The following is a 22,775-nucleotide window of genomic DNA, read 5'->3' as shown; positions in this document are numbered from 1 at the left end:
GCTGGACCCATGACCGCTGTGGACCTCAACTCCGACCTCGGTGAGGGCTTCGGCCAGTGGACGCTCGGCGACGACGACGCGCTGCTGGGCGTCGTCACCAGCGCCAACGTGGCCTGCGGCTACCACGCCGGCGACGCCACGATCATGCGGCGCGTCTGCGCGAGGGCCGTCGAGTCCGGCGTGGCGATCGGCGCCCAGGTCGGCTACCGCGACCTGCCCGGCTTCGGCCGGCGGTTCATCGACGTCGAGCCCGAGGCGCTGACCGCCGACGTCGTCTACCAGATCGGTGCACTCGAGGGCTTCGCCCGGATCGCCGGCGACCGGGTGCGCTACGTCAAGCCGCACGGCGCGCTCTACAACGCGATCGTCCACCACGAGGAGCAGGCGGCCGCGGTGGTCGCCGCCGTCGTCGCCTACGACCGGGAACTGCCGGTGCTCGGGCTGCCCGGCTCGGCGTGGCTCCGGCTGGCGGCCGAGGCCGGGCTGACCGTGGTGCACGAGGCGTTCGCCGACCGCGCGTACACCCCCGGGGGCACGCTGGTCTCCCGCCGGCTGACCGGCGCGGTGCTGCACGACCCGGCCGAGATCGCCGCGCGGTGCGTGGCGATGGCCACCGGCGAACCGATCCGGGACGTCGAGGGCGGGGAGCTGACGCTGCGGCCGGGGTCGATCTGCGTGCACGGTGACACCCCCGGCGCGGTGGAGATCGCCCGGCAGGTCCGCGCCGCGCTGACGGACGCCGGCGTGGAGCTGTCGGCGTTCGCGGCCTGATGCGCCTCCTCCCCAGCGGCAGCGCCGCCCTGCTGGTCGAGCTGGACGGGCTCGACGACGTGCTCGCGCTGTACGCCGCGCTCAGCGCCGACCCGCCCCCCGGGGTGGTCGACGTCGTCCCGGCCGCCCGCACGGTGCTGCTGGTGACCGACCCCGCGGTCACCACCCTGGCCGCGGTCGCCGACGCCGTGCGGGCGACGCCCCCACGCCCGGACGCGCAGGCCGCCGGCGACTCCGTCGAGCTGCCGGTGCACTACGACGGCGCTGACCTGGCCGAGGCCGCCGAGCTGCTCGGGCTCACCCCGGCCGGGCTGGTCGAGCGGCACACCGGCGCCGAGTGGACGGTGGCCTTCTGCGGCTTCGCCCCCGGTTTCGGCTACCTCACCCAGCCCGGCGGACAGTGGGACGTGCCCCGGCGGGCGACCCCGCGCACCAAGGTGCCGCCGGGCTCGGTAGCGCTGGCCGGGGAGTTCAGCGGCGTCTACCCGCGCGAGTCCCCCGGTGGCTGGCAGCTGATCGGCCGCACCGACGTCGCGGCGTTCGACCTGGACCGCGACCCGGCGGCGCTGCTCCGGCCGGGCACCCGGGTGCGCTTCACGGCGGTGCCGCGATGAGCCTGACCGTGCTCGCCACCGGGCCGCTGACCACCGTGCAGGACGGCGGCCGTCCGGGGCAGGCCGCGCTGGGCATCGGCCGCTCCGGCGCCTGCGACCGGGCGTCGGCCGCGCTGGCCAACCGGCTGGTGGGCAACCGCGCGGACGCCGCCGTGCTGGAGGTGACCCTCGGCGGGCTCGCCGTCCGCGCGGAGGCCGACCTGCTCGTGGTCACCACCGGCGCGCGCTGCCCCGGTGCCCCGCACGACGCCCCGACCGTGCTCCGCGCCGGCAGCGAGCTGCGGCTGGGCCCGCCGGCCAGCGGGCTGCGCACCTACCTGGGCGTCCGTGGCGGCATCGCCGTCCCGCCGGTGCTCGGCTCCCGGGCCACCGACCTGCTGGCCGGGCTCGGCCCCGCGGTGGTCGCCGCCGGCGACGTGCTCCCGGTCGGCGAACCGGTCGACCCGGCGCCCGGCGTCGACCTGGCCCCGGTGCCCGACCCGCCGGACGGCGAGGTGACGGTCGCCGTGCTGCCCGGGCCGCGGCAGGACTGGTTCGGCGACGCCGGCTGGGCCGCGCTCACCGGCCAGTCGTGGACGGTGACGAGCGAGAGCAACCGGGTGGGGCTGCGGCTGGACGGTGCCCCACTGGAGCGGCTGCGCACCGGGGAGCTGCCCAGCGAGGGGATGGTGCGGGGAGCGCTGCAGGTGCCGCCGTCCGGGCTGCCGGTGCTGTTCCTGGCCGACCACCCGGTGACCGGCGGCTACCCGGTGATCGGCTACGTCACCGACGCCGACGTCGACCGCTGCGCCCAGCTCCGCCCCGGCCAGTCGCTGCGGTTGCACCCTGCCGCACACTCGTCCCCGTGATCGACGAGGACGTGCAGCTGCTCGGCCGGGCCGGCGGCCCGCACGGCGAGGTGGCGCTGCGCCGGCGCACCGGCGACGACGGCGTCGCGCACCTGGAGTTGATCGTCGACGGCGTGTTCGCGATGGACGACGTCGACACCTCCACCGAGCGGGCGCTGGCCACCGAGGCGCTGGCCCGCTGCGCCGGCGCGGGGCTGCGGGTGCTGGTCGGCGGGCTGGGGCTGGGCTGGACGGCGGCCACCGTGCTGGCCGAACCGCGCGTCGGCGCCGTCGACGTGGTCGAGCTGCAGCCGGCGCTGGTCGGCTGGGCGGGCGACGGGCTGCTCCCCGCGCTGCCCGCCGACCCGCGGCTCCGGCTGCACACCGCCGACGTCGCCGCGCACCTGGCCGACCACCCCGGGAGGTACGACGCGGTGCTGCTCGACGTCGACAACGGTCCGGCGTTCCTGGTGCACCAGGGCAACGCCGGGCTCTACGAGGGGCCGGGGCTCACCCGCGCGCTGGCCGCCCTGCGGCCCGGTGGGGTGCTGGCCATCTGGGCGAGCGACCCGGTGCCCGAGCTGGCCGACCAGCTGCGGAGGCTGCCCGAGGCCACCGCCGTCGAACACCTCGTGCTCCCGGTCGAGCGCGACGGCCGGGCCTTCGACCACGCGATCGCGATCGCCCGGCGCACCGGAGGCCGGTCGTGACGAACAAGGGCAGCGCGGAGAGCTCCCGGCTCCCGCTGTGGGTCGGACCTCTGGTCAGCGGGGTCGTGGCGGCGGGCGCGGCCGTGGTACTGACCATGATCCGGCCCTCCGGCGGCTGGCTGACGCGGCTGTGGCCCGGCGACCAGGCCGCGGCGTCCACGCTGTTCCAGGTGGTCGCCACCGCGGTGGTCACCATCACGACCCTGACGTTCAGCCTCACCGTGGTGGCGCTGCAGCTGGCCAGCCAGCAGTTCTCCCCGCGGCTGCTGCGCGAGGTCACCCAGGACCGCGTCTCCAAGGGCGTACTGGCGACCCTCACCGGGGCGTTCGTGTTCAGCATCGTGGCGATCCGGCAGCTCAGCAGCTCCTCGCCGGTGCCGGTGGTCAGCGCGCTGGTCGCGCTGCTGCTGGGCATCGCCGCGTTCGCCGCGGGCCTGACGTTCATCTCGCACATGACCCGGCTGCTGCGGGTGGACACCCTCATGCTCAAGGTGCACGACGAGACGAAGCGGGCACTCGCCACCTTCTACCCGGACTACGACGAGCCGCTCGACGACCCCGAGCAGCTGCACCTCGACCAGGCCACCGGCCGGCTGGTCGCCGCCACCGCCAGCGGCTACGTGCGCAGCATCGACGTCGACCGGCTGGTCGAGGTGGCGCGGGAGCACGACGCGGTGGTGCGGATCGAGACCCGCCCCGGTGACCACGTGGTCCGGCGGACCCCGGTCGCCACCGTCTGGTCGCGGCGGGGTGGCGAGGTGCCCGACGAGCTGGCCGACGCCGTGGTCGCCACCATCGACCTGGGCTACGAGCGGACGCTGGACCAGGACGCCGGCTTCGGCTTCCGGCAGCTGGAGGACATCGCGGTCAAGGCGGTGTCGCCCAGCATCAACGACCCGGTCACCGCGGCCACCGCGCTGGGGCACCTGGGCGACCTGCTGTCCCGGGTCGTCGGCCGCCACCTGGGCGCGAGCGTCCACCGTGATGGCGACGGCGTGGGCCGCGCCGTCGTCCCCGACCGGGACCTGCGCTACTACCTGGAGCTGTCCTGCGGGCAGCTGCGCCGCTACGGCGGCGACGAGCCCACGGTGCTGACCTCGATCCTGCAGATGCTGCGCGACGTGGCCGTCTCCTGCCGGGACGACGAGCAGCGGGCCGAGATCGCCCGCGCGGCGGACGACGCCGTGGTGCAGCTGCCCGAGCAGGCGGCCGGGGACGACGCCGAGGCGGTGCGCGACATGCGCCGGCGGGTGCAGCTCGCGCTGGGCGGCGACCTCGTCGGCGCCTTCGCCGACCGGGCCGGGGAGACCCGCTCGATCTGAGCCGGGCTCAGCGTCGGCCGGCGGCGCTCCGTCCGTCGGCCGGCGACACTCATTCGTCGGCCGGCGGCTGGTAGGCCGAGCGGCCGCGCAGCCGGGCCCCGACCGCGATGTGCAGCGGGGCGATCACGACGCCGTCCCGGGCCAGCCGGGCGCGCAGCGCCTTGCGGTGCCGCAGGACGCCGACCAGCCCGACCGCCCAGAAGACGTACTGCACGGAGAACGCGGCCCGGAAGGCGTCCCGGCTGTAGTCGGTGGTGCCGCCGGGCGTGAGCAGGTCCAGCACCGCGCCGATGGCCAGGATGGTCAGCAGCGATGCGACGAACCCGCCGACGTTGACGACCCCGCTGGCGCTCCCCGCGCGCTCGACCGGGTTCTCGGTGCGGGCGTAGTCGAAGCCGATCATCGACCCCGGGCCGTTGGTGCCGAGCACGAGCACCAGGACGACGAGCAGCCACAGCGGCGCCCGCCCCGGCCAGAGCAGCACGACGGTCCAGGTGACCGCGGTGACGCCGAGGATGCCGAAGACCAGCACCGAGCGGCGCATCGGCCAGCGGCCCACCAGCCGGCCCAGGAACGGGCCGAAGCCCATGCCGACCAGCACCAGCAGGGTGAGCAGGGTGGCCGCCGTGCCGTCGCTGAGCCCTTCGCCGACGGTGAGGAACGGGAAGCCCCACAGCAACGCGAACACGGTGCCGGAGAACTGGGTGACCAGGTGCGTGTACATCCCGATCCGGGTGCCCGGCTCCCGCCAGGTGGCCACCAGGTTGGCGCGCACCTGGCCCAGCCCGGCCGGGGTGGCCACCGGGGTGCCGGGCGGGGCGTCGGAGAGCGCGACCAGCACCAGCACCGCGGCGAGCACGCCAACCGCGGAGGCGCCGAGGAACGTGGCCGGCCAGGAGGTGTCGCGCAGCAGCGCGACCAGCGGGTACGCGGCGACGATCTGGCCGATCTGGCCGAGGATGCCGGTCAGCTGGGTGATCACCGGGACGGTGCGGCCGGTGAACCACAGCTGCACGACCCGCAGCACGCTGATGAAGGTCATCGCGTCGCCGGCGCCGACCAGCACCCGGGCGGCGACGGCGGTCGGCACGTCGGTGGCCAGCGCGAGGACGGCCTGCCCGGCGGACATGGTCAGCGCACCGGCGACGATCATCGCCCGGGAGCCGAACCGGTCCAGCGCCACGCCCACCGGCACCTGGAGGCCGGCGTAGACGGCCAGCTGCAGCACCAGGAACAGCGAGACCGCCGAGGCGCCGGCGTCGAACCGCTCCTGCGCCTGCACGCCGGCCACGCCGAGCGACCCGCGGTGGAAGATCGCCACCGCGTAGGCCAGCAGCCCCACGCCCCACACCAGGTAGGCCCGCCTCGGGGTGCGGGCGGCCGGGGCGGGGGCGGTGGTCACGTCCGAGAACGACACCACACCGGTGCCCGGCGTTCCAACCGGGCGCGGTGAGATGCCCCACCAGGCCCTGGTCTCCGCCGGGCAGAGCCGGGTGGCCCGATGGGGAGCCGTGCCACGGCGCGGCTCCCCATCAGGCCACCCGGCTCGAGCTCAACCCTCGAGCACCGCCCAGCCGTGCGGCTCGAGCCGGACTCCGTCCCGCTGCACCTGCCCCGCGCCGGCCAGCAGCGCGCCGGCGCCCGGTGCGGGCACCAGCGCGGGGGTGTCGGCGAGGTTGAGGGCCACCAGCAGGCGCTCGCCGTCGGCGCTGCTGGCGTAGCTCAGCTGCCGGTTGTCCCGGTGCAGCACCTCGGTGCGCGCCGCGTGCAGCCAGCGGTGCCGGCGCCGGAGCCCGATCAGCTCCTGGTGCAGCCGGAACGTCGGCTCCCCGAACGGGGCCAGCTCCGCGGGCGTCGCCGGGAACGGCGGGCGCACCGCCTCGTCCCCGCCGGCGCGGTCCTCCTTCACGCCGGTGAACGCCTGCTCGTCACCGGCGTACACCGACGGCGTCCCGCCGACGGTGAACAGCACCACCAGCGCGTGCGCCAGGTGCCGGGGGTCGGTGAGCCGGCTGGCGATCCGGGTGACGTCGTGGTTGCCGACGAAGGTCAGCGGCACGAAGGTGCCCAGGAACTCGTCGTGCCGGCCCAGCGCGTGCGCGAGCTCGTGCAGGTTGCCGTCGTTGAGCGAGCTCCAGACGGCCTTCCACAGCTCGTACTGGGTCACCGAGTCCATCCCGGACCCGCGCACGATCCCGGCGTAGTCGCCGTGGATGACCTCGCCGACGACGTACGCGTCCGGGTGCCGCTCGCGCACCCGCGGCAGCACGCCCGCCCAGAACGAGGGCGGCACGGCGTAGGCGGCGTCCAGCCGCCAGCCGTCGGCGCCGCGGTCCAGCCAGTGCGTCATCACGTCGGTGACCAGGTCGGCCACGGCGGGGGCGGAGTGGTCCAGGGCGACCAGCTGCCCGTGCCCTTCGAAGGTGTCGTACTCGGGCTCCGCGCCCGGGCCGTGCGGCCAGCGCAACCGGAACATCCCGGCGGTGGGCGCGTCCGGCCCCTGCTCCAGGACCGCCCGGAACGCCGGGTGCCCGCGGCCGACGTGGTTGAACACACCGTCCAGCAGGACCCGCAGCCCACGGTCGTGGCAGGCGGCGAGCAGCGCGTCGAAGTCGGCGTCGTCGCCCAGCCGCGGGTCGATCCGCCGGTGGTCCTCGGTGTCGTAGCCGTGCGTCCCGCTGGCGAACACCGGCCCGAGCGCCAGCCCGTTCACGCCGAGCTCGACGGCGTAGTCCAGCCAGTCGACCAGCCGGGGCAGCCGGTGCCGCACGACGTCGTCGCCCCGTTGCTGCTCGGCCCCCACGAAACCCAGCGGATAGACGTGCCACCACACCGCGTCCTGCACCCAGCCGGGCATCGCACCTCCCCCTCGTCGGCGCCCCACGTTACCGACGGGTACCTCCGCTGACCGGAAGCCCCCGGCCCGGTGCGGCCGTCCGCGGTTACCGTCCAGTTCCGTGACGCAACCAGCCGCCCGCACCAGCACGGCCGCCGCGGGCAGCGCTCCCCCGGCGCTGGTCCCGGTGCTCATCTACCTGGCGATGCTGGTCGCGGTGATCAGCAGCCTGGGCGCGCCGCTGATCCCCGCCATCGCCGAGGCCAACGACGTCTCGGTCACCAGCGCGCAGTGGGCCCTGACGGTGACCCTGGTGGTCGGCGCGGTCGCCAGCCCGGTGATCGGGCGGCTGGGCGACGGACGGCACCGGCGCACCGTGGTGCTGGTCGTGCTCAGCGTCGTGGTGCTCGGCAGCGTGCTCGCCGCCCTGCCGCTGGGGCTCGGCTGGCTGATCGCCGGCCGCGCGCTGCAGGGGCTGGGACTGGCCGTCACCCCGCTGGCGATCGCCACCGCCCGCTCGGCGCTGCCCCCGGACCGGGCCCGCTCGACCGCTGCGGCGCTGTCGGTGACGGTCGCCGCGGGCCTGGGCCTGGGCTACCCGCTGACCGGACTGATCGCGGAGCTGGGCGGGGTCCACGCGGCGTTCTGGTTCGGCGCCGTCGCCAGCGCGATCGCCCTGGTCGCCGCCGCCGTGGTCTACCCGCGGCCGCCGGAGACGGCCGCCCGCCGCCTCGACCTGCTCGGCGCCGCCCTGCTGGGGGTCGGCCTGACCGCCGGGCTGCTCGCGCTCGGCGAGGGCGAGGACTGGGGCTGGACCTCGCCCGTCGTGCTCGGGCTCGTCGCGCTGTCCCTCGCCAGCCTGGCCGGCTGGGCGGTGTGGCAGCTGCACGCCGACGCGCCGCTGGTCGACCTGCGGCTGGCCCGCGGGCGCACCGCGGCCACCGCACACGTCGGCGCCCTGCTGATCGGCCTGGCCAACTACCTGCTGCTCACCTCCGTGCCGCGGCTGGCGCAGACCCCGGAGTCGACGGGCTACGGGTTCGGCTCCTCGATCGTCGTCGCCGGCCTGATCCTGCTGCCGTTCTCCGTGGGGAGCTTCGCCGCCGGCTGGGTGGCCCGCCCGCTGGACCGGCGGGTGGGCGCCCGCTGGGTGCTGCCGATCGGCGCGCTGGTGCTCGCCGTCGGGGAGCTGCTCGTCGGCTTCGCCCGCACCGACCTGTGGCAGCTGTTCGCGGCCATGGCCGTCGCCGGCCTGGGCGTGGGGACGACGTTCGCGGCACTGCCCGGGCTGATCGTCACCGCCGTGCCCGCCGGGGAGACCGGCAGCGCGATGGGCCTGAACCAGGTGATGCGCTACATCGGCTTCGCCGTCGGCAGCGCGCTCAGCGCCACCGTGCTGGAGATCGCCACCCCCGCCGGCGCCGCGTACCCGACCACGGGCGGCTACACCGGGATCGCGCTGATCGGCTGCGGCGCCTGCCTGCTGCTCGTCGTGCTCACCCTCGCGCTCGGGCGGCGCGCCCCCACGCCGGCCACCTGACGGTCGGGCCACCCACCGACCGTCGGCGGGGAGGTACAGCCGCTGCACCCGAGTCCGGCACCCCGCGTCGTCGCACGTCGATGCAGTGGCTGCACCGACGCGCGCACGACCGGCTGACCGTGCTTGCCCTGGGCCGGCCGGGATGGTCGAGTGCGGTGATGGCCGCTCCCCCGCCCACCGCCCCCGGGCGCCCCGTGCTGCGCACGGCGGTGGCGGTCGGCGCCCTGCTCGCGGTGCTGGTGCTGGCCGCCCTCGCCGCACGCGGCGGCTCCTACGCGACCCCGCTGCCGCCGTCCGCCGCCGAGGACGCCGCCACCAGCCCGGCGGTCCCGTCACCGGCGCTGCCCACCCCGGACGGGGACGCGGTCGGTCCCACCACCCGGGCGGGCGAGCCGGGCCGGAACGTCATCGGCGAGGTCACCGTCTGGCTGGTGCTGCTCATGGCGCTGGCCGGCCTGGGGTTGCTGGTCGCCATGGGCACCCGCTGGCGCCCCCGGCTGCCCGGCCGCCGGCCGTCCGCGGCGGCGGCCACCGTCGGCCCGGCGGCCGACGCGCTGCCCGCCGCGGTCGACCGGGCCCTGGCGGCGGTCGAGCAGCCCGACGCCCGCGACGCGGTGGTGGCGGCGTGGCTGCTGCTCGGCCGGGCCGCCGCCGACGCCGGCACCCCGGCGCACCCGGCGGAGACCTCCGCCGAGTACGGAGCCCGCCTGGCCGAGGTGCACGGGCTGCCTGCGGAGTCGGTCGACGGGCTGGCCGAGCTGTACCGCACGGCCCGGTTCTCCTCCGCTCCCGTGGGCCCCGCCGAGCGCGCCGCGGCCCGCGCCGAGCTGGAGCAGCTGCGTGCCGCGCTGGCCGCCGGGGACCGGCGGTGAGCCCCCGGCTGACCGCGGCGCTCGCCGTCGCCGGCGGCGCGGCCGTCGGGGTGCTCGCGATCGTCATCGGGCGGCTGTCCGGCTGGGCCCTGTCGATCCCGGTCGCGCTCGTCGCCGGCGTCGCCGGGGGGCTGCTCGTGCTGGCCGGCTCCCGGGTGAGCGCCACCGACCCGGTGACCGAGCTGTCCGCCGACCCGCCGGAGGCGGCCACCGCGGCCTCCTTCGGGGACCTCGCCTCGCTGCGCTTCGCGGTGGAGCAGGACAGCCGCGATCCGCGCCGGTTCGAGACCCGGCTCCGGCCGCGGCTGGTCGCGCTGGCCACCGACCGGCTGTGGCTGCGGCACGGCCTGGACTGGCGCACCGCCGAGGGCCGCGCCGCCGCCACCCCGCTGCTGGGGCCCGCCCTGCTCGCGCTGCTGGTGGCGCCCCCGTACTCCCTGCGGTCGACCCCGCAGGCCATCTCCGACTGGACCCGCGACCTGGAGGCCCTGTGAGCGCCCTGCCCCCTCCCCCGGAGCTCGACGCCGCCCGCACCGCCGCGCTGGGCGCCGCCGTGCTGGACCGGGTCGGCGAGGCCGTGGTCGGCAAGCGCGACCGGCTGGAGCTGGTGCTCGCCGCGGTGCTGGCCGGCGGGCACGTGCTGCTGGAGGACCTGCCCGGCCTGGGCAAGACGCTGGCCGCCCGCTCCTTCGCCCAGGCGTTGGGGCTCAGCTTCCGCCGGGTGCAGTTCACCCCCGACCTGGTGCCGGCCGACGTCACCGGCTCCTTCGTCTACGCCCAGCAGCGCGGCGACTTCGAGTTCCGGCCGGGCCCGCTGTTCGCCGGGCTGGTGCTCGCCGACGAGGTGAACCGCACACCGCCGAAGACGCAGAGCGCGCTGCTGGAGGCGATGCAGGAGCGGCAGGTGACCGTCGAGGGGCGCACCTTCGCCCTGCCCGACCCGTTCTGCGTGCTCGCCACCGCCAACCCGGTCGAGTACGAGGGCACCTACCCACTGCCCGAGGCGCAGCTGGACCGGTTCCTGGTGCGGGTCTCCTTCGGCTACCCCGCCCCGGAGGAGGAGTGGCAGGTGCTGTCCCGGCGACTGGCCCGGCAGCGGGAGGAGGTCGAGCTGGCCCCGGTCGTCGACGCCGGCACGCTGCTGGCGATGCGCCGGGCCGTCGAGCGGGTCGAGGTCGAGGAGTCGGTGAGCCGGTACTGCGTCACGCTGGCCGCCGCCACCCGCGCCCGGCCCGAGGTGCAGGTCGGCGCCTCCCCCCGCGGCGCCCTGGCGCTGGTGCTCACCGCCCGCGCGCTGGCCGTGCTGCGCGGCCGGGACCACGTCGTGCCCGAGGACGTGAAGGCCGTCGGCGTGGCCGCGCTGGGGCACCGGCTCACCCTGCGGCCGGAGACCTGGATGAACCGGGTCGGCGCCGACGACGTCGCTGCCGCCGTGCTCGGTGAGGTGCCCGTGCCGGCCAGCCGGCTCGCCGGCAGCGTCGGCTGAGCGGTGCGCTGGCAGCCCACCGCGGCGCTCGTCCGGGTCACCGTGCTCCCGGCGGCGCTCGCGCTGCTCGCCGTCCTGGTCCGCCGGGTCGACCTGCTGGTGCTCGCCGCCCCCCTGGCGCTGGCCGCGCTGGCGCTGACCCACCGCCCGGCCGGTGCGCCCCGGGTGGACGTCGACCTCGCCGACGCTGCGGTGCCCGAGGGTGCTCCGCTCCCGCTGACCGTCCGGGTGGACGGCGGGCCGGGCGCGCAGACCGCCGCCGTCGCCGTCGCCACCCCCGGCTGGGTGCAGCCGGCCGGCGGCGGGACGGTCGACCGGGTCGACCGTCCCGCCGCCGGCGGGCGGCTGTCGGTGACCGTCGACCTGCTGGCCCGGCGCTGGGGCAACGCCACCGTCGGCCCGGTGCTGGTCACCCTCTCCGCCTGCGGCGGGCTGCTGCGCGCCGGCCCGGCGCAGCTGCCCGCCCGCCGGGTGCGCGTGCTCCCGCTGTCCGCGCCCTACACCGGCGCCGCGCTGGTGCCCCGGGCGCGGGGCGGGATCGGGCTGCACCGCTCGCCGCACCGCGGGGAGGGCACCGAGCTGGCCGGGGTGCGCGCCTTCGTGCCCGGGGACCGGATCCGCCGGATCAACTGGCGTACCTCGCTGCGCGCGGGCGAGCTACAGGTCACCGCCACGACCACCGAGCGGGACGCCGACGTCGTGCTGCTCGCCGATGCCCGCTTCGACGCCGGCACCAGCGAGGGCATCGGCGGCCGGGCCAGCGGCGTCGACGTCACCGTGCGCGCCACCGCCGCCCTGGCCGCGTTCTACCTGCAGCTCGGCGACCGGGTCGGGCTGGTGACCCACGCCGCCACCGGCCGGGTGCTGCCCGCCCGCGCCGGCCGCGGCCAGCTGGACCGGCTGCAGTCGGCGCTCCTGGACACCGCGGCGCCGCGCACCGGGGGCGCCGAGCCGCGGATGCCGGTGCCGGCCGGCCTGGACCCCCGGGCCCTGGTGCTGATGGTCAGCCCGCTGGTGGGCCGGCACGCCGGGGAGACAGCGGCGGCGCTGAGCCGGGCGGGGCACCCGGTGGTGGTGGTCGACACCCTGCCGGCCGACGCGCTGCCGGCAGGCGGCGACGACGGCCCCTGGGCCGGGCCGGTGACCCGGTTGTGGCTGGTGGAGCGGGACACCCGGATCCGGCAGCTGCAGTCGCTGGGCGTGCCGGTGGTGCCCTGGGCCGGCCGGGGCACGCTGGACGCCGTGCTGGTCGAGCTCGCCCGCGCCGCTGCGCGGTCCGGTGGCCGCGGGGTGCGCCGGTGAGCCCCCGGGTGGCGCTGGCGCTGGCCGGGCTCGCGGCGCTGCTGCTGCCGGCCCCGGAGCTGACCGTGCTCGGCGTGGGCCTGACCGTCGCCGGCCTGGTGGCGCTGGGCGCGGCGGTGGTCGCGCCGGGCTCGACGGCCCCCGCGGTGCTCATCGGGGTCGCCGCCCTGTCCTGGCTGGCCGGCGGTGACGCCGGTGCCTGGGGCCGGCTGACGGCGCTGGCGTTCGCGCTGGCCGTCGTGCACGCCACGGCGGCGCTGGCCGCGGTCACCCCGCGGACGGCGCGGGTGCCGGCCCGGCTGCTGCTGCGCTGGGTCGGCTGGGCGGCGGGAGCCACCGCCGGCGGCGCGCTCGCCGTCGCCGTCGCCGGCCTGCTGCCGGTACCCCCGGCGGTGCCGACCACCGTCGCCGCCCTCGTCGGGCTGGCGGCGGCCGGAGGCGCGCTGCTCTCGGCCCGCGCCGTGCGCCCGGCGGACTGACCGTGGTCAGCCGGCCGGGCGCTCCAGCAGGGCGCTCATCTCCGGCAGCTCGAAGAACTGCGCCGTGGCGCGGGCGCTGGGCCCGCCGGCGTCGGGGTCGGCGCCGGCGGCGAGCAGCGCGCGCACCGCGTCGGCCGACTGCTTGAACACCGCGGCCGCCAGTGCGGTCTGGCCGCGGTCGTTGGCCCGGTCGGGCTCGGCACCGCGCTCCAGCAGCGCGGCGACCGTCTCCGGGTGACCGTGGTAGGCCGCCAGGATGAGCAGGGTGTCGCCCTTCTCGTTGGTCAGGTCCACCGGCACGCCGGCGTCGACGTAGGCGGCGAGCTCCTCGGTGTGCCCGGCCCGGGCCAGACCGAAGACCCGCTGCGCCAGGTCGAGGACACCCTGCTCGATCGGCTGCTGCTCGCTCATCCCGCGAGCGTAGGCACGGCGACGGGCGGAGCGAGCAGGTGGTCAGCCGGCGGCGACCCGGTCGGTCAGCGCGAGCACGTGCCGCCAGGCGTCGTCGCAGGCCTCGGCCCACTCCCCGAACGCCCGGTCGAAGAAGGAGTGCGGCGCGCCCTCGTAGACGACGTCGTCCACGTCGGCACCGGCGGCGCGCATGGTGGCGGCCAGCTGCCGCTGCTCCTCCACCGGCGTCGCCGAGTCCGCGCCGGCGATGATCATCACCACCGGCTTGGCGGCGCGCTGCGCGGCGTCCCCGACCATGGACGGCCGGCCGTAGAAGCCGGCCGAGCCGGCGATGTCCAGGTCGCCGCCGGACTGCCGCCAGGCGTGGCTGCCACCGAAGCAGAAGCCGACGGTGACCACCGGCAGCGCCGGGTCGGTGCGGCTGCGCAGGTAGGCCGCGGCAGCGGCGGTGTCGGCGTCGACGCCCTCGGCGGTGGTCTGCGGGATGTGGCTCTGCCAGTCGAAGTCCTCCTCGCGGCTGCCGGTGGCGGCCACCCCGGCCGTGCGGCCGAAGTAGTCGATGGCGACCGCGGGGAGGCCGGCCTCGGCGAAGCGCTCGGCGAGGGCCACGTAGTAGGGGTGCAGGCCACGGATGTCGGGGAGGACCACCACGCCCGCCCTCGCCGGTCCCGCGGGGGCGGCGAAGGCGGCGGTGAACTCGGTGCCGTCGGCGGCGGTCAGGGTCAGCGAGCCGCGCTCGGCGACGTCCCCGCTGCGCGGCGGGGCGGGCGGGCGGCTGTCGTGGTCGTGGCACATGCCGACGTGTCTACCGCTGCCCTCCGCCCCGCGCAGCGGGAGCTCAGCCCCGGCCCCCCGTGGCCCCGCCGCCGGTGTCGCCGCCGCCCCCGTCGCCGCCACCTCCGTCGCCGTTGCCGTGGTCGGCCGCGAAGTCCGGCGCGCTCGGGTCACCGCCGAAGACCTTGGCCGCCACGTCCCGGCGCACCTCGGTGACCCAGTCGTGCTGGCGGTTGGCCTGCCGGATCAGCCGGTCGAGCAGGTCGGCGTCGATCCGGCTGTCGACGGTGGCTGCGATCCGCAGCGTCTCGAAGCCGCTGCGCTTGCCCCGCACGGCGGAGGCGAGGAACTCGAACTCGAGCAGCTCGCTGGACGGGGACCGGCTGAGCAGGTGACCGTTGAGCTTCACCCGGCTGGCCTTCTCGGCGACCCAGCTGGCCCACTGCTTGTACTGCCGCACCGGGAAGCCCAGCGCCCGCGCGACCCCGGTGATCGCGGTCTTCTCCTCGCGGAGCTCGTCGAGCAGCTGCCGGAGGGCGTGCTCGTGCTCCCTCCCGCGGTGCACCCCGATCATCCGGGAGACCAGCTCGATGCCGCCGGCGGCCGCGGCGATGTGGTCGTTGACGTAGACGGCCAGCAGCTCGGGGTGGGACACGGAACCGGTCGGCGCCGGGGTCTGGGGCACGGGTTCTCCTCGTCAGCAGGGGCCGGCCGTGGGCAGGGTCCGGCGCCCCCATCATGTCCGGTGCTCGCCGGTTCGACACCCGGCGTCCCTCCGTGCGGAGCGCGAGCCTCCCCGGCCGACCGGGGAGCTCCGCAGCACGATCGTCCGGATCTCATGTGTGAGATATCGTGACCGACGATGATGCTCACCGAGGAAGCCACCGGTCAGTCACTCCGCCAGATCGGCGCGCTGGTCCGCGACGCCCGCCGGCACCACGGCCTCACCCAGGCCCAGCTCGCCGAGCGGCTGAACACCAGCCAGAGCGCGATCGCCCGGATCGAGCAGGGCAACCAGAACCTCACCCTCGAGCTGCTCGGCCGGCTGTCGGCGGCGCTGGAGAGCGAGCTGATCACCGTCGGCCGCCCCGGCCCCACCCACCTGCGGGTGCGCGGCGGCACCCCGCTGTCGGGCAGCGTCACGGTGAAGTCGTCGAAGAACGCCGCCGTCGCCCTGCTGTGCGCGTCGCTGCTCAACCGCGGGCGGACGACGCTGCGCAACGTCTCCCGGATCGTCGAGGTCGACCGCATCCTCGACGTGCTCACCTCGATCGGCGTCTCGGCCACCTGGGACGAGGCCGGCCGGGACCTCACCCTCGTCGTCCCCGAGCAGCTGGACCTGGCCGCCATCGACGCCGACGCCGCCCGGCGCACCCGCAGCATCATCATGTTCCTGGGCCCGCTGCTGCACCGCGCCGACGTCTTCGAGCTCCCCTACGCCGGCGGTTGCAACCTGGGCACCCGCACCGTCCAGCCGCACATGATCGCGCTGCGTCCCTTCGGCCTGGAGGTGGAGGCGCGCGCCGGTGAGTACCACGCCACGGTGCGCCCGACGGAGGGCCGGGACCGGACGATCGTGCTCACCGAACGCGGCGACACCGTGACCGAGAACGCCCTGCTGGCCGCCGCCCGGCACGACGGGACGACGACGATCCGCAACGCCAGCCCCAACTACATGGTCCAGGACCTGTGCCTGTACCTGGAGAAGCTGGGGGTGCAGATCGTCGGCTTCGGGACCACGACGCTGGTGGTCACCGGCCGGCCGGTGCTCGACGCCGACGTCGACTACACGATCTCGGAGGACCCGGTCGAGGCGATGAGTCTGCTCACCGCCGGCATCGTGACCGGCTCGGAGCTGACCGTGCGGCGGGCGCCGATCGAGTTCCTGGAGATCGAGCTGGCCACGCTCACCGAGATGGGGCTGCGCTACGAGCTGTCCCCGGAGTACCCCGCCGAGAACGGCCGGACCCGGCTGGTCGACGTCACCATCCACCCCTCCCAGCTGCGGGCACCGATCGACAAGGTGCACCCGATGCCCTTCCCGGGGCTGAACATCGACAACCTGCCGTTCTTCGCGGTGATCGCAGCGACGGCGACCGGCGAGACGGTCATCCACGACTGGGTGTACGACAACCGCGCCATCCACCTGTCGGACCTGACCCGGCTCGGGGCCGACGTCCGGCTGCTCGACCCGCACCGGGTGCTGGTCTCCGGGCCGACCCGGTGGTCGGGGGCGGAGATCGTCTGCCCGCCGGCGCTCCGTCCGGCGGTCTGCATTCTGCTGGCGATGCTGGCGGCGAAGGGCCAGTCGGTGCTGCGCAACGTCGACATCATCGCCCGGGGGTACGAGCAGCTGTACGAGCGGCTGGTGGAGATGGGTGCCCAGATCGAGGTCTTCAGCGACTGAACAAGGACCCCGTCCTCCTCACCCCTCGCAAGCTCGGGGCGAGCCTCTGGACGGGGCCGCGGGACAAGCTCGGGACGGGGACGCCCGGCGCGACTGGCCGCCGCCGACCACGTCCCCGGCTGAGCTTGTGCTCTGCTCATCCCGGGTGAGCAGAGCACAAGCTCCACCGGACACACCCAGGGCCAGACCACCCCGCGGCCGGTCACCCAGCTCCGACGCGGCGACCGCGGAGTCCGCTGCCGCGATCAGCCGCGGAGCAGGACGGCGACGCCGACGCAGGCCAGGGCCCACAGGCCGCTGGCCAGGGTGCCGATGATGAACCGCTCCGCGGCGACCGGCGCCTTCACCTCGTGGAACCGGCCCAGCCCCTTCACCGCGACCAGCACGGCCAGCCCCTCCTGCCAGCCGGCCAGCACCGTCCCGGCGATGACCGTGCGCTCCAGGACCCCGATCCAGGCGCCGCCGCGCAGCACCTCCGGGTCGGCCACGCTGCGCGGAGCCGGCTTGCCGACGACGGGCTCGGCACCGGCAGGGGCCGGCGCGGGACCGGCCGCCGGCGCATCTCGCTGCGGATCGGCGGCGCGCAGCACCGCCATCGCCACCGGGCCACCGCCCAGCGCGGCGGCCGCCACCGCGAGGACGACGGCCGCCGCGTCCACGACGTCCCCGGTGCGCCCGACGCGCCAGGCCAGCACGGCCGCCACGGCGAGCAGCACGACGAGGGCCAGCGCGCCGATCGGGGTGCGCACCCGCTCCCCGCGCAGCGTCAGGCCCGCGCCGGCCGCGGCCAGCGCACCGAGGACCAGCAGGGCGGCGACGGTCATCCCGCCGCCCGCGCGAGCAGCCGGGCCGCGGTCGGCCGCAGGTCGCGTTCGACCTCCCACAGCCCGGCGGCCAGGCGCTGCCCGACCGCCTGGCGGCTGATGCCCAGCTCGCCGGCCGCCTCGGCCTGGGTGCGCCCGCCCTCCACCAGCCGGACCGCCTCCTCCGCCTGGTCGCTGCGCCGCTCCAGCAGGGCGGCGAGCGCCGTCAGCACCGCCTGGGCGTCCGCCGCCGTGTCCGGCACCGGCCCGCGCACCGCGATCCGCACCGGACGCCGCTTGGCCGCCTCGACCGCGGCCCGCGCGGCGATGAAGGCCGGACCGGCACCGGCCCGGGTGCTGGCCGGCAGGGGCCGCTGGACGGGCCCTGTCCCGATCCCGATGCTCCAGTCGCCCTCCCGCACCAGCCGCCGGACCACGTCCACCACCGCGGCCGGGTCGTCGAGCAGCCCCTGGAACTCATCACCCGCAGTGCGCTCGAAACGCAGCACCACGGGTACGCCGGCGAGCACCCGCAGGGCGGCCGGCACCCGGTCGGGGGCGCGACGGCTGGCCCGCTGGTCGACGGTCACCACGAACGACACCAGGCAAGTGCAGCAGCTTGCTTCGGCAAAAGCAAGGCTCAGGGCTTTGCGGGCGTGTCCTGGTTCAGCTCCGGCGGGAACCCGCCGGTGGCCACCGGCCCCCAGCGCTCGATCGTCACCCGGAGCAGGACCTTGCCCTGGCGCTGCATCGCGGCCCGGTAGTCGTCCCAGTCGGGGTGCTCGCCGCTGATCGACCGGAAGTACTCGACCAGGGGCTCCAGCGCGTCGGGCAGGTCGAGCACCTCCGCCCGGCCGTCCACCTGGACCCACGGCCCGTCGAACTCGTCGGAGAGGACGCACAGGGACACCCGCGGGTCGCGGCGGGCGTTGACGACCTTGGCTCGCTGCGGGTAGGTCGACACGACGATCCGCCCCTCCGGGTCGACGCCGCAGGTCACCGGCGAGAGCTGCGGCTCGCCGTCGGCCCGGCGGGTCATCAGCAGTGCGTGGTGGCGGGGGCGGACGAAGGCGAGCAACCCGTCGCGGTCGACGCGGTCGGCGGTGGCGGTCTTCGGCATGCCGGGAACCTACGACGCACCCCCGACAGCCCGCCCGACGGGGCGGGGTGGGAGAGGTGGATCGCGTCGCTTCGGCGCGTGCCCGTCGCCCGGGTGTGCTGGGATCAGCGCATGCCCGACCAGAGTCCCGAGCCCCGTCCCGAGACGCCGTCCGACCAGAGGGCGACCGGCCCGGAAGGTTCCGGGGCGACGACTCCCGACGCCGGCTCCAGCCCGGGAGCGCCCACCCACGACGACACCATGGTGCCCACCCGGTCTCCCGTGCCCGGCCCGGAGCGCGCGCGCCGTTTCCAGACCGCCGCGCGCGTCCTCGCGATCGGCTCCGGGGAACTGGTGCTCGTCGTGCTCGGCCTGATCATCATCGGGTACGTCCTGGGCCAGCTCTGGGTGGTACTGCTGCCCGTCGTCCTCGGCCTGCTGTTCACCACCGTGCTGTGGCCGCTCGCCCGGTTCTTGCGCAAGCACTCCTGGCCGCCGGCCCTGGCCGCCCTCGTGACGCTGCTGCTGTTCCTCGCAGCCTTCGGCGGCATCATCGCGTGGATCGCCCCGCAGGTGATCAACCAGGTCGAGGACCTGGCCGACCAGTTCAGCGCCGGTCTGCAGGAGATCCAGCAGTGGCTGGCCGGCCCGCCGCTCAACCTGGGCGACGGCCAGGTCGACGAGGCGATCGACGGCGTGATCGACCAGGTGCAGTCCAACGCGCAGAACATCGCCGGGTACGCCTACACGACCGCCACCGCCATCGGCAGCATCGTCATCAACCTGGTGCTGGCGCTGGTGCTGACCTTCTTCTTCCTCAAGGACGGGCCCCGCTGGGTGCCGTGGCTCGCCGCGCAGACCGGTCCCAGCGCCGCACCGCACGTGGCCGCGCTGTCGCTGAAGACCTGGAAGACGCTGTCGGAGTTCATCCGCCAGCAGGCGCTGGTCGGCTTCGTCGACGCGTTCTTCATCGGCATCGGGCTGCTCATCCTGGGCGTCCCGCTGGTGGTCCCGCTGGCGGTGCTCACCTTCTTCGGCGCCTTCGTGCCGATCATCGGTGCCTTCACGGCCGGTGCGTTCGCCGTGCTCATCGCCCTGGTCAGCAACGGGTTCACCACCGCGCTGATCGTCCTCGGCCTGATCATCGTGGTGCAGCAGATCGAGGGCAACGTGCTGCAGCCGATCCTGCAGGGCCGCGGGCTGAACCTGCACGCCGCCGTGGTCATCCTCGCGGTGACCGCCGGCGCCAGCCTGGCCGGCATCATCGGCGCCTTCCTCGCCGTGCCGGTCGCCGCCCTGATCGCGGTGGCCTACCGGTACGGACGCGACGTCCTCGACGGGCTGTCCCCGGAGGTGGAGCCCGACGGCACCCGCCGGGTGCTCGCCGGGAACACCGGGGGGGCCGAGCTGGTGAGCGAGTCCGCGGAGGACCCGAACCCGGTCAGGTGACCCGGAGGAGGGACGGCGGGAATGCCGCCGTCCCTTCCGGGGCTGGACCTGTCGACCCGTTGGACCGTTCCCAGGAGGCCGCACCGTGCCGCAGCGACCGGAGGACCTCGTCGAGGTGCTCCCCGGGGCAGAACCGTTCCTCGCCCGCGAAGAGCGGATCGGCTCACCGGAGGAGCGGCCCGGCCTGGTGCTGGTGCACGACCTGGCCGGGGAGTTCGACGCCGCGCACGCCGCCGCCCTCGCCGGCTCGCACCTGCTGGCCACCCTGCCGCACGAGCTGATCGCGCGGTTCGACGTCGACAGCTTGGTCGACTACCGCGGTCACCGGCCGCGGATGACGTTCTCCGGTGACCGGTACGAGTCGATCACCTCCCCGGAGATCAACCTGTACGCGCTCGAGGACGACGGCGGGCGCCCGTTCCTGCTGCTGCACGGCACCGAGCCGGACTACGCGTGGGAGCGCTTCGTCGCCGCGGTCGCCGGACTGGTCGAACGACTGGGGGTGACCACCGTCGTCGCGCTGCACGCCATCCCGATGCCGGTGCCGCACACCCGGCCGGTCACCGTCACCGCGCACGCGACCCGGCGCCAGCTGATCGAGTCCTACCCGGTCTACTGGGGCGAGATGCGCATCCCCGGCAGCGTGGGCGCGCTGCTGGAGCTGCGGCTCGGTGAGGCCGGCGTCGACGCCCTGGGCGTCGCCGCGCACGTGCCGCACTACCTCGCCCAGGCCACCTACCCGGCGGCCTCGCTCACGCTGCTGGAGCACCTGGAGCAGCTGACCGGCCTGCACGTGCCCACCGAGACGCTGCGCGAGGCGGCCGAGGCCAACCGCACCGAGGTCGACGAGCAGATCGGCCGGTCGGCGGAGAACACCTCGGTGGTGGCCGCGCTGGAAGAGCAGTTCGACAGCTTCACCGCGGCGCGGGAGGACACCGGCCTGCTGGGCACCGCGGGCCAGATGCCCAGTGGTGACGAGCTCGGCGCCGAGCTGGAGCGCTTCCTCGCCGAGCAGGACCGCAAGCGCCCCCGCGACTGACCGACCCCGCCGAGCAGAACCCCGGTGGCGAGCAGCCCCGCCACCGGGGCCGCGCACCGTCAGCGGTCGTCCTGGCACATCGCCGGCACGGCCCCTGACGGAGGTCGACTGTCCCCCTCCTGCTCACCAGGCCCGACCCAGGCGGTCGCGGTGGGCGGCCGACAGGGCGGCGTGCACCCGGGCGCCGCGCACGACGTCCGCGGCGAGCTGGTGCGCCGCAGCGGACCACGACCCTGGCACCGACCGGTCCCGGGCCGGTGTACCGGCGCGGCCCATCGCCCGGAAGAACACCACCACCAACACCACGAACACGACGCTTGCCCACATGCTCCGCTCCCTCGTCCGTCGTCGGGCGAGCTGCCCGACGGGGCGAGGATGCGCAGCAACGGGACGGCAGACCAGTGGCCGGTGGGACAGCCAGGGCAGCGGAACTGCCAGAACCGGCCGACCGGCCCGGCGGCGCGCTGGACACCCGTCCGCCGAGCGGACCGTCTGCGCCGGTGACCGCCCGCCGCAGCCAGGCCGGCCGGCTCCCCGCGCCGGTCGGCGGCGACCCGGTGTGCTGACTGGAGCGCGTCTGTCCCGGGTGCGGTCAGCTCCTGCGGACCTGGTCCGAGGGACCAACGTCCCTCGACCAGCCGGGGCCCCGGCGCCGAGAGTGGGGTGTCCCCGCGGCACCGTCCCCTGGTGCCGCACGCCCTCTCCAGGAACGAGGCACTGTGCTCTCCGATCGCTCCCGCCCGGTCATCGAGGCGACCCTCCCGGTCGTCGCCGCGAACATCGAGGAGATCGCCCGCCGGTTCTACGGCCACATGTTCGGCGAGCACCCGGAGCTGCTGGACGGCACCTTCAACCGGGGCAACCAGGCCGAGGGCACCCAGCAGGTCGCGCTGGCCGGCTCGGTCGCCGTCTTCGCCAGCGCCCTGGTCACGACCCCCGAGCAGGTCCCCGAGCAGCTGCTGTCCCGGATCGCGCACAAGCACGTCTCGCTGGGCATCACGCCGGCGCAGTACGACGTCGTCCACGAGCACCTGTTCTGGGCGATCGTCGACGTGCTGGGCGACGCGGTCACCCCAGAGGTGGCCGCCGCCTGGGACGAGGTCTACTGGCTGATGGCCTACGCGCTGATCAACATGGAGCGCGGCCTGTACAGCGCCCGCGGGGTGCGGCCGGAGACGGTGTGGCGCGAGTGGCAGATCGCGGAGAAGGTCGAGGAGACCCCCGACGTCGTCACCTTCCGGGTCAAGCGGGTCGACGACCGGCTGGTCAAGACCTCGCTGCCCGGCCAGTACGTCTCGGTGAAGGTGCAGATGCCCGACGGGGTGCACCAGCCGCGCCAGTACAGCCTCACCCGCGCCGACGACGGCGAGCACCGCCAGTTCTCGGTGAAGCGGGTGCGCGGCGGCGGCAAGCCCGACGGCGAGGTGTCCAACCTGCTCTGCGACCGGGCGCAGGTCGGCGACGTGCTCACCCTGTCGCTGCCCTTCGGCGACGTCGTGCTCGACGACTCCGGCCGGCCGGTCGTGTTCGTCAGCGCCGGGATCGGGATCACCCCGATGGCCGGCATGATCTCGCACCTGACCGCCGCCGGGTCGCACCTGCCGATCACCGTGCTGCACGCGGACGCCGACGAGGAGTCCTTCGCGCTGCGCCGGCAGGTGCTCGACGACGTGCGGTCGCTGCCCGGCGCCGCGATGCACGTCTGGTACGAGCGCGGTGCGCAGAGCAGCCTGCCGGTCGACGGGCTGCACGCCGGGATCATGGACGTCTCGCAGGTCGAGCTGCCCGAGGGGGCGGCGTACTACCTGTGCGGCCCGCTGCCGTTCATGCGGGCGGTCCGCAGCTCGCTGATCGGCCGGGGCGTGCCGGCCAAGGACATCCAGTACGAGGTGTTCGGCCCGGACCTGTGGCAGGCCGACCTGGCCACCGAGGCCGCCCCGGGCGCCGAGCAGGAGCCGGCTGCCCAGGCCTGACCCCGGCATGCGCCAGGTCCCGGCCCACCGGCCGGGAGGCCGTCCGGGACCTGGCGCCTGG

The 22,775-nt window shown here is 75.8% G+C and carries 24 protein-coding genes; 15 read left to right on the top strand and 9 right to left on the bottom strand.

Translation table 11 applies throughout. From position 1 onward, the window contains the following. The first annotated feature begins 9 nt into the window (after nucleotides 1-9). The 5 genes from ACI79Y_RS08600 to ACI79Y_RS08580 are packed head-to-tail and all read left to right on the top strand — an operon-like array spanning nucleotide 10 to nucleotide 4,244. Complete coding sequence (locus ACI79Y_RS08600) at nucleotides 10-771, top strand: LamB/YcsF family protein (protein ID WP_457158071.1); 762 nt, start codon at nucleotides 10-12, stop codon at nucleotides 769-771. Further along, nucleotides 771-1,385 (top strand): 5-oxoprolinase subunit B family protein, encoded by a 615-nt coding sequence (locus tag ACI79Y_RS08595; protein ID WP_457158070.1) that lies wholly within the window; start codon nucleotides 771-773, stop codon nucleotides 1,383-1,385. The genes ACI79Y_RS08600 and ACI79Y_RS08595 overlap by 1 nt, the downstream gene beginning before the upstream one ends. Then, on the top strand, nucleotides 1,382-2,233 hold the full coding sequence (locus ACI79Y_RS08590; protein WP_457158069.1) for a 5-oxoprolinase subunit C family protein: 852 nt from the start codon (nucleotides 1,382-1,384) through the stop codon (nucleotides 2,231-2,233). The genes ACI79Y_RS08595 and ACI79Y_RS08590 overlap by 4 nt, the downstream gene beginning before the upstream one ends. After that, nucleotides 2,230-2,922: a spermidine synthase gene (locus ACI79Y_RS08585; protein WP_457158068.1), complete on the top strand. Its 693-nt coding sequence runs from the start codon at nucleotides 2,230-2,232 to the stop codon at nucleotides 2,920-2,922. Before ACI79Y_RS08590 ends, ACI79Y_RS08585 begins: the two co-directional genes overlap by 4 nt. Then, nucleotides 2,919-4,244, top strand: a complete 1,326-nt coding sequence (locus tag ACI79Y_RS08580; RefSeq protein ID WP_457158067.1) for a DUF2254 domain-containing protein — start codon at nucleotides 2,919-2,921, stop codon at nucleotides 4,242-4,244. The genes ACI79Y_RS08585 and ACI79Y_RS08580 overlap by 4 nt, the downstream gene beginning before the upstream one ends. Nucleotides 4,245-4,293: 49 nt before the next feature. Here the strand turns inward: ACI79Y_RS08580 and ACI79Y_RS08575 are convergent, their stop codons facing one another. Then, complete coding sequence (locus ACI79Y_RS08575) at nucleotides 4,294-5,646, bottom strand: MFS transporter (protein ID WP_457158066.1); 1,353 nt, start codon at nucleotides 5,644-5,646, stop codon at nucleotides 4,294-4,296. 150 nt (nucleotides 5,647-5,796) lie between these two features. Continuing rightward, the gene (locus tag ACI79Y_RS08570) at nucleotides 5,797-7,101 is read right to left on the bottom strand and encodes an alpha-amylase family protein (protein WP_457158065.1); all 1,305 of its coding nucleotides are present in this window, start codon (nucleotides 7,099-7,101) and stop codon (nucleotides 5,797-5,799) included. 100 nt (nucleotides 7,102-7,201) lie between these two features. Here ACI79Y_RS08570 and ACI79Y_RS08565 point away from each other — a divergent pair, with 100 nt between their 5' ends. The 6 genes from ACI79Y_RS08565 (at nucleotide 7,202) to ACI79Y_RS08540 (ending at nucleotide 12,759) form a co-directional block, all read left to right on the top strand. Further along, nucleotides 7,202-8,620 (top strand): MFS transporter, encoded by a 1,419-nt coding sequence (locus tag ACI79Y_RS08565; RefSeq protein WP_457158064.1) that lies wholly within the window; start codon nucleotides 7,202-7,204, stop codon nucleotides 8,618-8,620. Between the two features lie 158 nt (nucleotides 8,621-8,778). After that, on the top strand, nucleotides 8,779-9,492 hold the full coding sequence (locus tag ACI79Y_RS08560; protein ID WP_457158063.1) for a DUF4129 domain-containing protein: 714 nt from the start codon (nucleotides 8,779-8,781) through the stop codon (nucleotides 9,490-9,492). Further along, nucleotides 9,489-9,986, top strand: coding sequence for a hypothetical protein (locus tag ACI79Y_RS08555; protein ID WP_457158062.1), 498 nt, complete (start codon nucleotides 9,489-9,491; stop codon nucleotides 9,984-9,986). The genes ACI79Y_RS08560 and ACI79Y_RS08555 overlap by 4 nt, the downstream gene beginning before the upstream one ends. Next, on the top strand, nucleotides 9,983-10,978 hold the full coding sequence (locus ACI79Y_RS08550) for an AAA family ATPase (RefSeq protein WP_457158061.1): 996 nt from the start codon (nucleotides 9,983-9,985) through the stop codon (nucleotides 10,976-10,978). Before ACI79Y_RS08555 ends, ACI79Y_RS08550 begins: the two co-directional genes overlap by 4 nt. A gap of 3 nt (nucleotides 10,979-10,981) precedes the next feature. Then, complete coding sequence (locus tag ACI79Y_RS08545; RefSeq protein ID WP_457158060.1) at nucleotides 10,982-12,280, top strand: DUF58 domain-containing protein; 1,299 nt, start codon at nucleotides 10,982-10,984, stop codon at nucleotides 12,278-12,280. Then, nucleotides 12,277-12,759, top strand: coding sequence for a hypothetical protein (locus ACI79Y_RS08540; protein ID WP_457158059.1), 483 nt, complete (start codon nucleotides 12,277-12,279; stop codon nucleotides 12,757-12,759). Before ACI79Y_RS08545 ends, ACI79Y_RS08540 begins: the two co-directional genes overlap by 4 nt. A 6-nt stretch (nucleotides 12,760-12,765) precedes the next feature. Here the strand turns inward: ACI79Y_RS08540 and ACI79Y_RS08535 are convergent, their stop codons facing one another. Genes ACI79Y_RS08535 through ACI79Y_RS08525 form a run of 3 tightly spaced genes read right to left on the bottom strand, consistent with a single transcriptional unit; the run spans nucleotide 12,766 to nucleotide 14,629 of the window. Continuing rightward, nucleotides 12,766-13,170, bottom strand: a complete 405-nt coding sequence (locus ACI79Y_RS08535; protein ID WP_457082697.1) for an ankyrin repeat domain-containing protein — start codon at nucleotides 13,168-13,170, stop codon at nucleotides 12,766-12,768. 42 nt (nucleotides 13,171-13,212) lie between these two features. Further along, the gene (locus ACI79Y_RS08530; protein ID WP_457158058.1) at nucleotides 13,213-13,965 is read right to left on the bottom strand and encodes a dienelactone hydrolase family protein; all 753 of its coding nucleotides are present in this window, start codon (nucleotides 13,963-13,965) and stop codon (nucleotides 13,213-13,215) included. A gap of 43 nt (nucleotides 13,966-14,008) precedes the next feature. Then, nucleotides 14,009-14,629, bottom strand: coding sequence for a hypothetical protein (locus tag ACI79Y_RS08525; RefSeq protein ID WP_457158057.1), 621 nt, complete (start codon nucleotides 14,627-14,629; stop codon nucleotides 14,009-14,011). A 177-nt stretch (nucleotides 14,630-14,806) separates the two neighbouring features. Here ACI79Y_RS08525 and ACI79Y_RS08520 point away from each other — a divergent pair, with 177 nt between their 5' ends. Continuing rightward, on the top strand, nucleotides 14,807-16,351 hold the full coding sequence (locus ACI79Y_RS08520; protein ID WP_457158056.1) for a UDP-N-acetylglucosamine 1-carboxyvinyltransferase: 1,545 nt from the start codon (nucleotides 14,807-14,809) through the stop codon (nucleotides 16,349-16,351). Between the two features lie 245 nt (nucleotides 16,352-16,596). Here ACI79Y_RS08520 and ACI79Y_RS08515 read toward each other — a convergent pair whose 3' ends face one another. The 3 genes from ACI79Y_RS08515 to ACI79Y_RS08505 are packed head-to-tail and all read right to left on the bottom strand — an operon-like array spanning nucleotide 16,597 to nucleotide 18,274. After that, nucleotides 16,597-17,175, bottom strand: a complete 579-nt coding sequence (locus ACI79Y_RS08515) for a hypothetical protein (RefSeq protein WP_457158055.1) — start codon at nucleotides 17,173-17,175, stop codon at nucleotides 16,597-16,599. Then, a complete protein-coding gene (locus ACI79Y_RS08510) occupies nucleotides 17,172-17,756 on the bottom strand; it encodes a hypothetical protein (RefSeq protein ID WP_457158054.1) in 585 nt (194 codons plus the stop codon). Before ACI79Y_RS08510 ends, ACI79Y_RS08515 begins: the two co-directional genes overlap by 4 nt. 38 nt (nucleotides 17,757-17,794) lie before the next feature. After that, complete coding sequence (locus tag ACI79Y_RS08505) at nucleotides 17,795-18,274, bottom strand: PPOX class F420-dependent oxidoreductase (protein WP_457141405.1); 480 nt, start codon at nucleotides 18,272-18,274, stop codon at nucleotides 17,795-17,797. A gap of 111 nt (nucleotides 18,275-18,385) precedes the next feature. Between ACI79Y_RS08505 and ACI79Y_RS08500 the strand changes: the two genes are divergently transcribed. Together ACI79Y_RS08500 and ACI79Y_RS08495 are read left to right on the top strand one after the other, a co-directional pair. After that, nucleotides 18,386-19,702: an AI-2E family transporter gene (locus ACI79Y_RS08500; RefSeq protein ID WP_457158053.1), complete on the top strand. Its 1,317-nt coding sequence runs from the start codon at nucleotides 18,386-18,388 to the stop codon at nucleotides 19,700-19,702. Nucleotides 19,703-19,787: 85 nt separating this feature from the next. Beyond that, nucleotides 19,788-20,741 (top strand): proteasome assembly chaperone family protein, encoded by a 954-nt coding sequence (locus ACI79Y_RS08495; RefSeq protein WP_457158052.1) that lies wholly within the window; start codon nucleotides 19,788-19,790, stop codon nucleotides 20,739-20,741. A 123-nt stretch (nucleotides 20,742-20,864) separates the two neighbouring features. On the opposite strand, the gene ACI79Y_RS08490 is transcribed toward ACI79Y_RS08495, so the two are convergent. Next, the gene (locus tag ACI79Y_RS08490; RefSeq protein ID WP_457158051.1) at nucleotides 20,865-21,068 is read right to left on the bottom strand and encodes a hypothetical protein; all 204 of its coding nucleotides are present in this window, start codon (nucleotides 21,066-21,068) and stop codon (nucleotides 20,865-20,867) included. A gap of 392 nt (nucleotides 21,069-21,460) precedes the next feature. Here ACI79Y_RS08490 and ACI79Y_RS08485 point away from each other — a divergent pair, with 392 nt between their 5' ends. Beyond that, nucleotides 21,461-22,714 (top strand): globin domain-containing protein, encoded by a 1,254-nt coding sequence (locus ACI79Y_RS08485; protein WP_457158050.1) that lies wholly within the window; start codon nucleotides 21,461-21,463, stop codon nucleotides 22,712-22,714. The last annotated feature ends 61 nt before the right edge of the window (nucleotides 22,715-22,775 follow it).

Source organism: Modestobacter sp. SYSU DS0875, from assembly GCF_054050915.1.
Note: the sequence above shows the minus strand (reverse complement) of the source record. Positions and strands in the feature narration are given on the sequence as shown.

Coding starts and splice junctions, on each gene's coding strand:
- ACI79Y_RS08600 (WP_457158071.1), top strand. CDS start 10: ATGACCGCTGTGGACCTCAACTCCGACCTCGGTGAGGGCTTCGGCCAG.
- ACI79Y_RS08595 (WP_457158070.1), top strand. CDS start 771: ATGCGCCTCCTCCCCAGCGGCAGCGCCGCCCTGCTGGTCGAGCTGGAC.
- ACI79Y_RS08590 (WP_457158069.1), top strand. CDS start 1,382: ATGAGCCTGACCGTGCTCGCCACCGGGCCGCTGACCACCGTGCAGGAC.
- ACI79Y_RS08570 (WP_457158065.1), bottom strand. CDS start 7,101: ATGCCCGGCTGGGTGCAGGACGCGGTGTGGTGGCACGTCTATCCGCTG.
- ACI79Y_RS08560 (WP_457158063.1), top strand. CDS start 8,779: ATGGCCGCTCCCCCGCCCACCGCCCCCGGGCGCCCCGTGCTGCGCACG.
- ACI79Y_RS08535 (WP_457082697.1), bottom strand. CDS start 13,170: ATGAGCGAGCAGCAGCCGATCGAGCAGGGTGTCCTCGACCTGGCGCAG.
- ACI79Y_RS08530 (WP_457158058.1), bottom strand. CDS start 13,965: ATGTGCCACGACCACGACAGCCGCCCGCCCGCCCCGCCGCGCAGCGGG.
- ACI79Y_RS08520 (WP_457158056.1), top strand. CDS start 14,807: ATGATGCTCACCGAGGAAGCCACCGGTCAGTCACTCCGCCAGATCGGC.
- ACI79Y_RS08515 (WP_457158055.1), bottom strand. CDS start 17,175: ATGACCGTCGCCGCCCTGCTGGTCCTCGGTGCGCTGGCCGCGGCCGGC.
- ACI79Y_RS08505 (WP_457141405.1), bottom strand. CDS start 18,274: ATGCCGAAGACCGCCACCGCCGACCGCGTCGACCGCGACGGGTTGCTC.
- ACI79Y_RS08500 (WP_457158053.1), top strand. CDS start 18,386: ATGCCCGACCAGAGTCCCGAGCCCCGTCCCGAGACGCCGTCCGACCAG.
- ACI79Y_RS08490 (WP_457158051.1), bottom strand. CDS start 21,068: ATGTGGGCAAGCGTCGTGTTCGTGGTGTTGGTGGTGGTGTTCTTCCGG.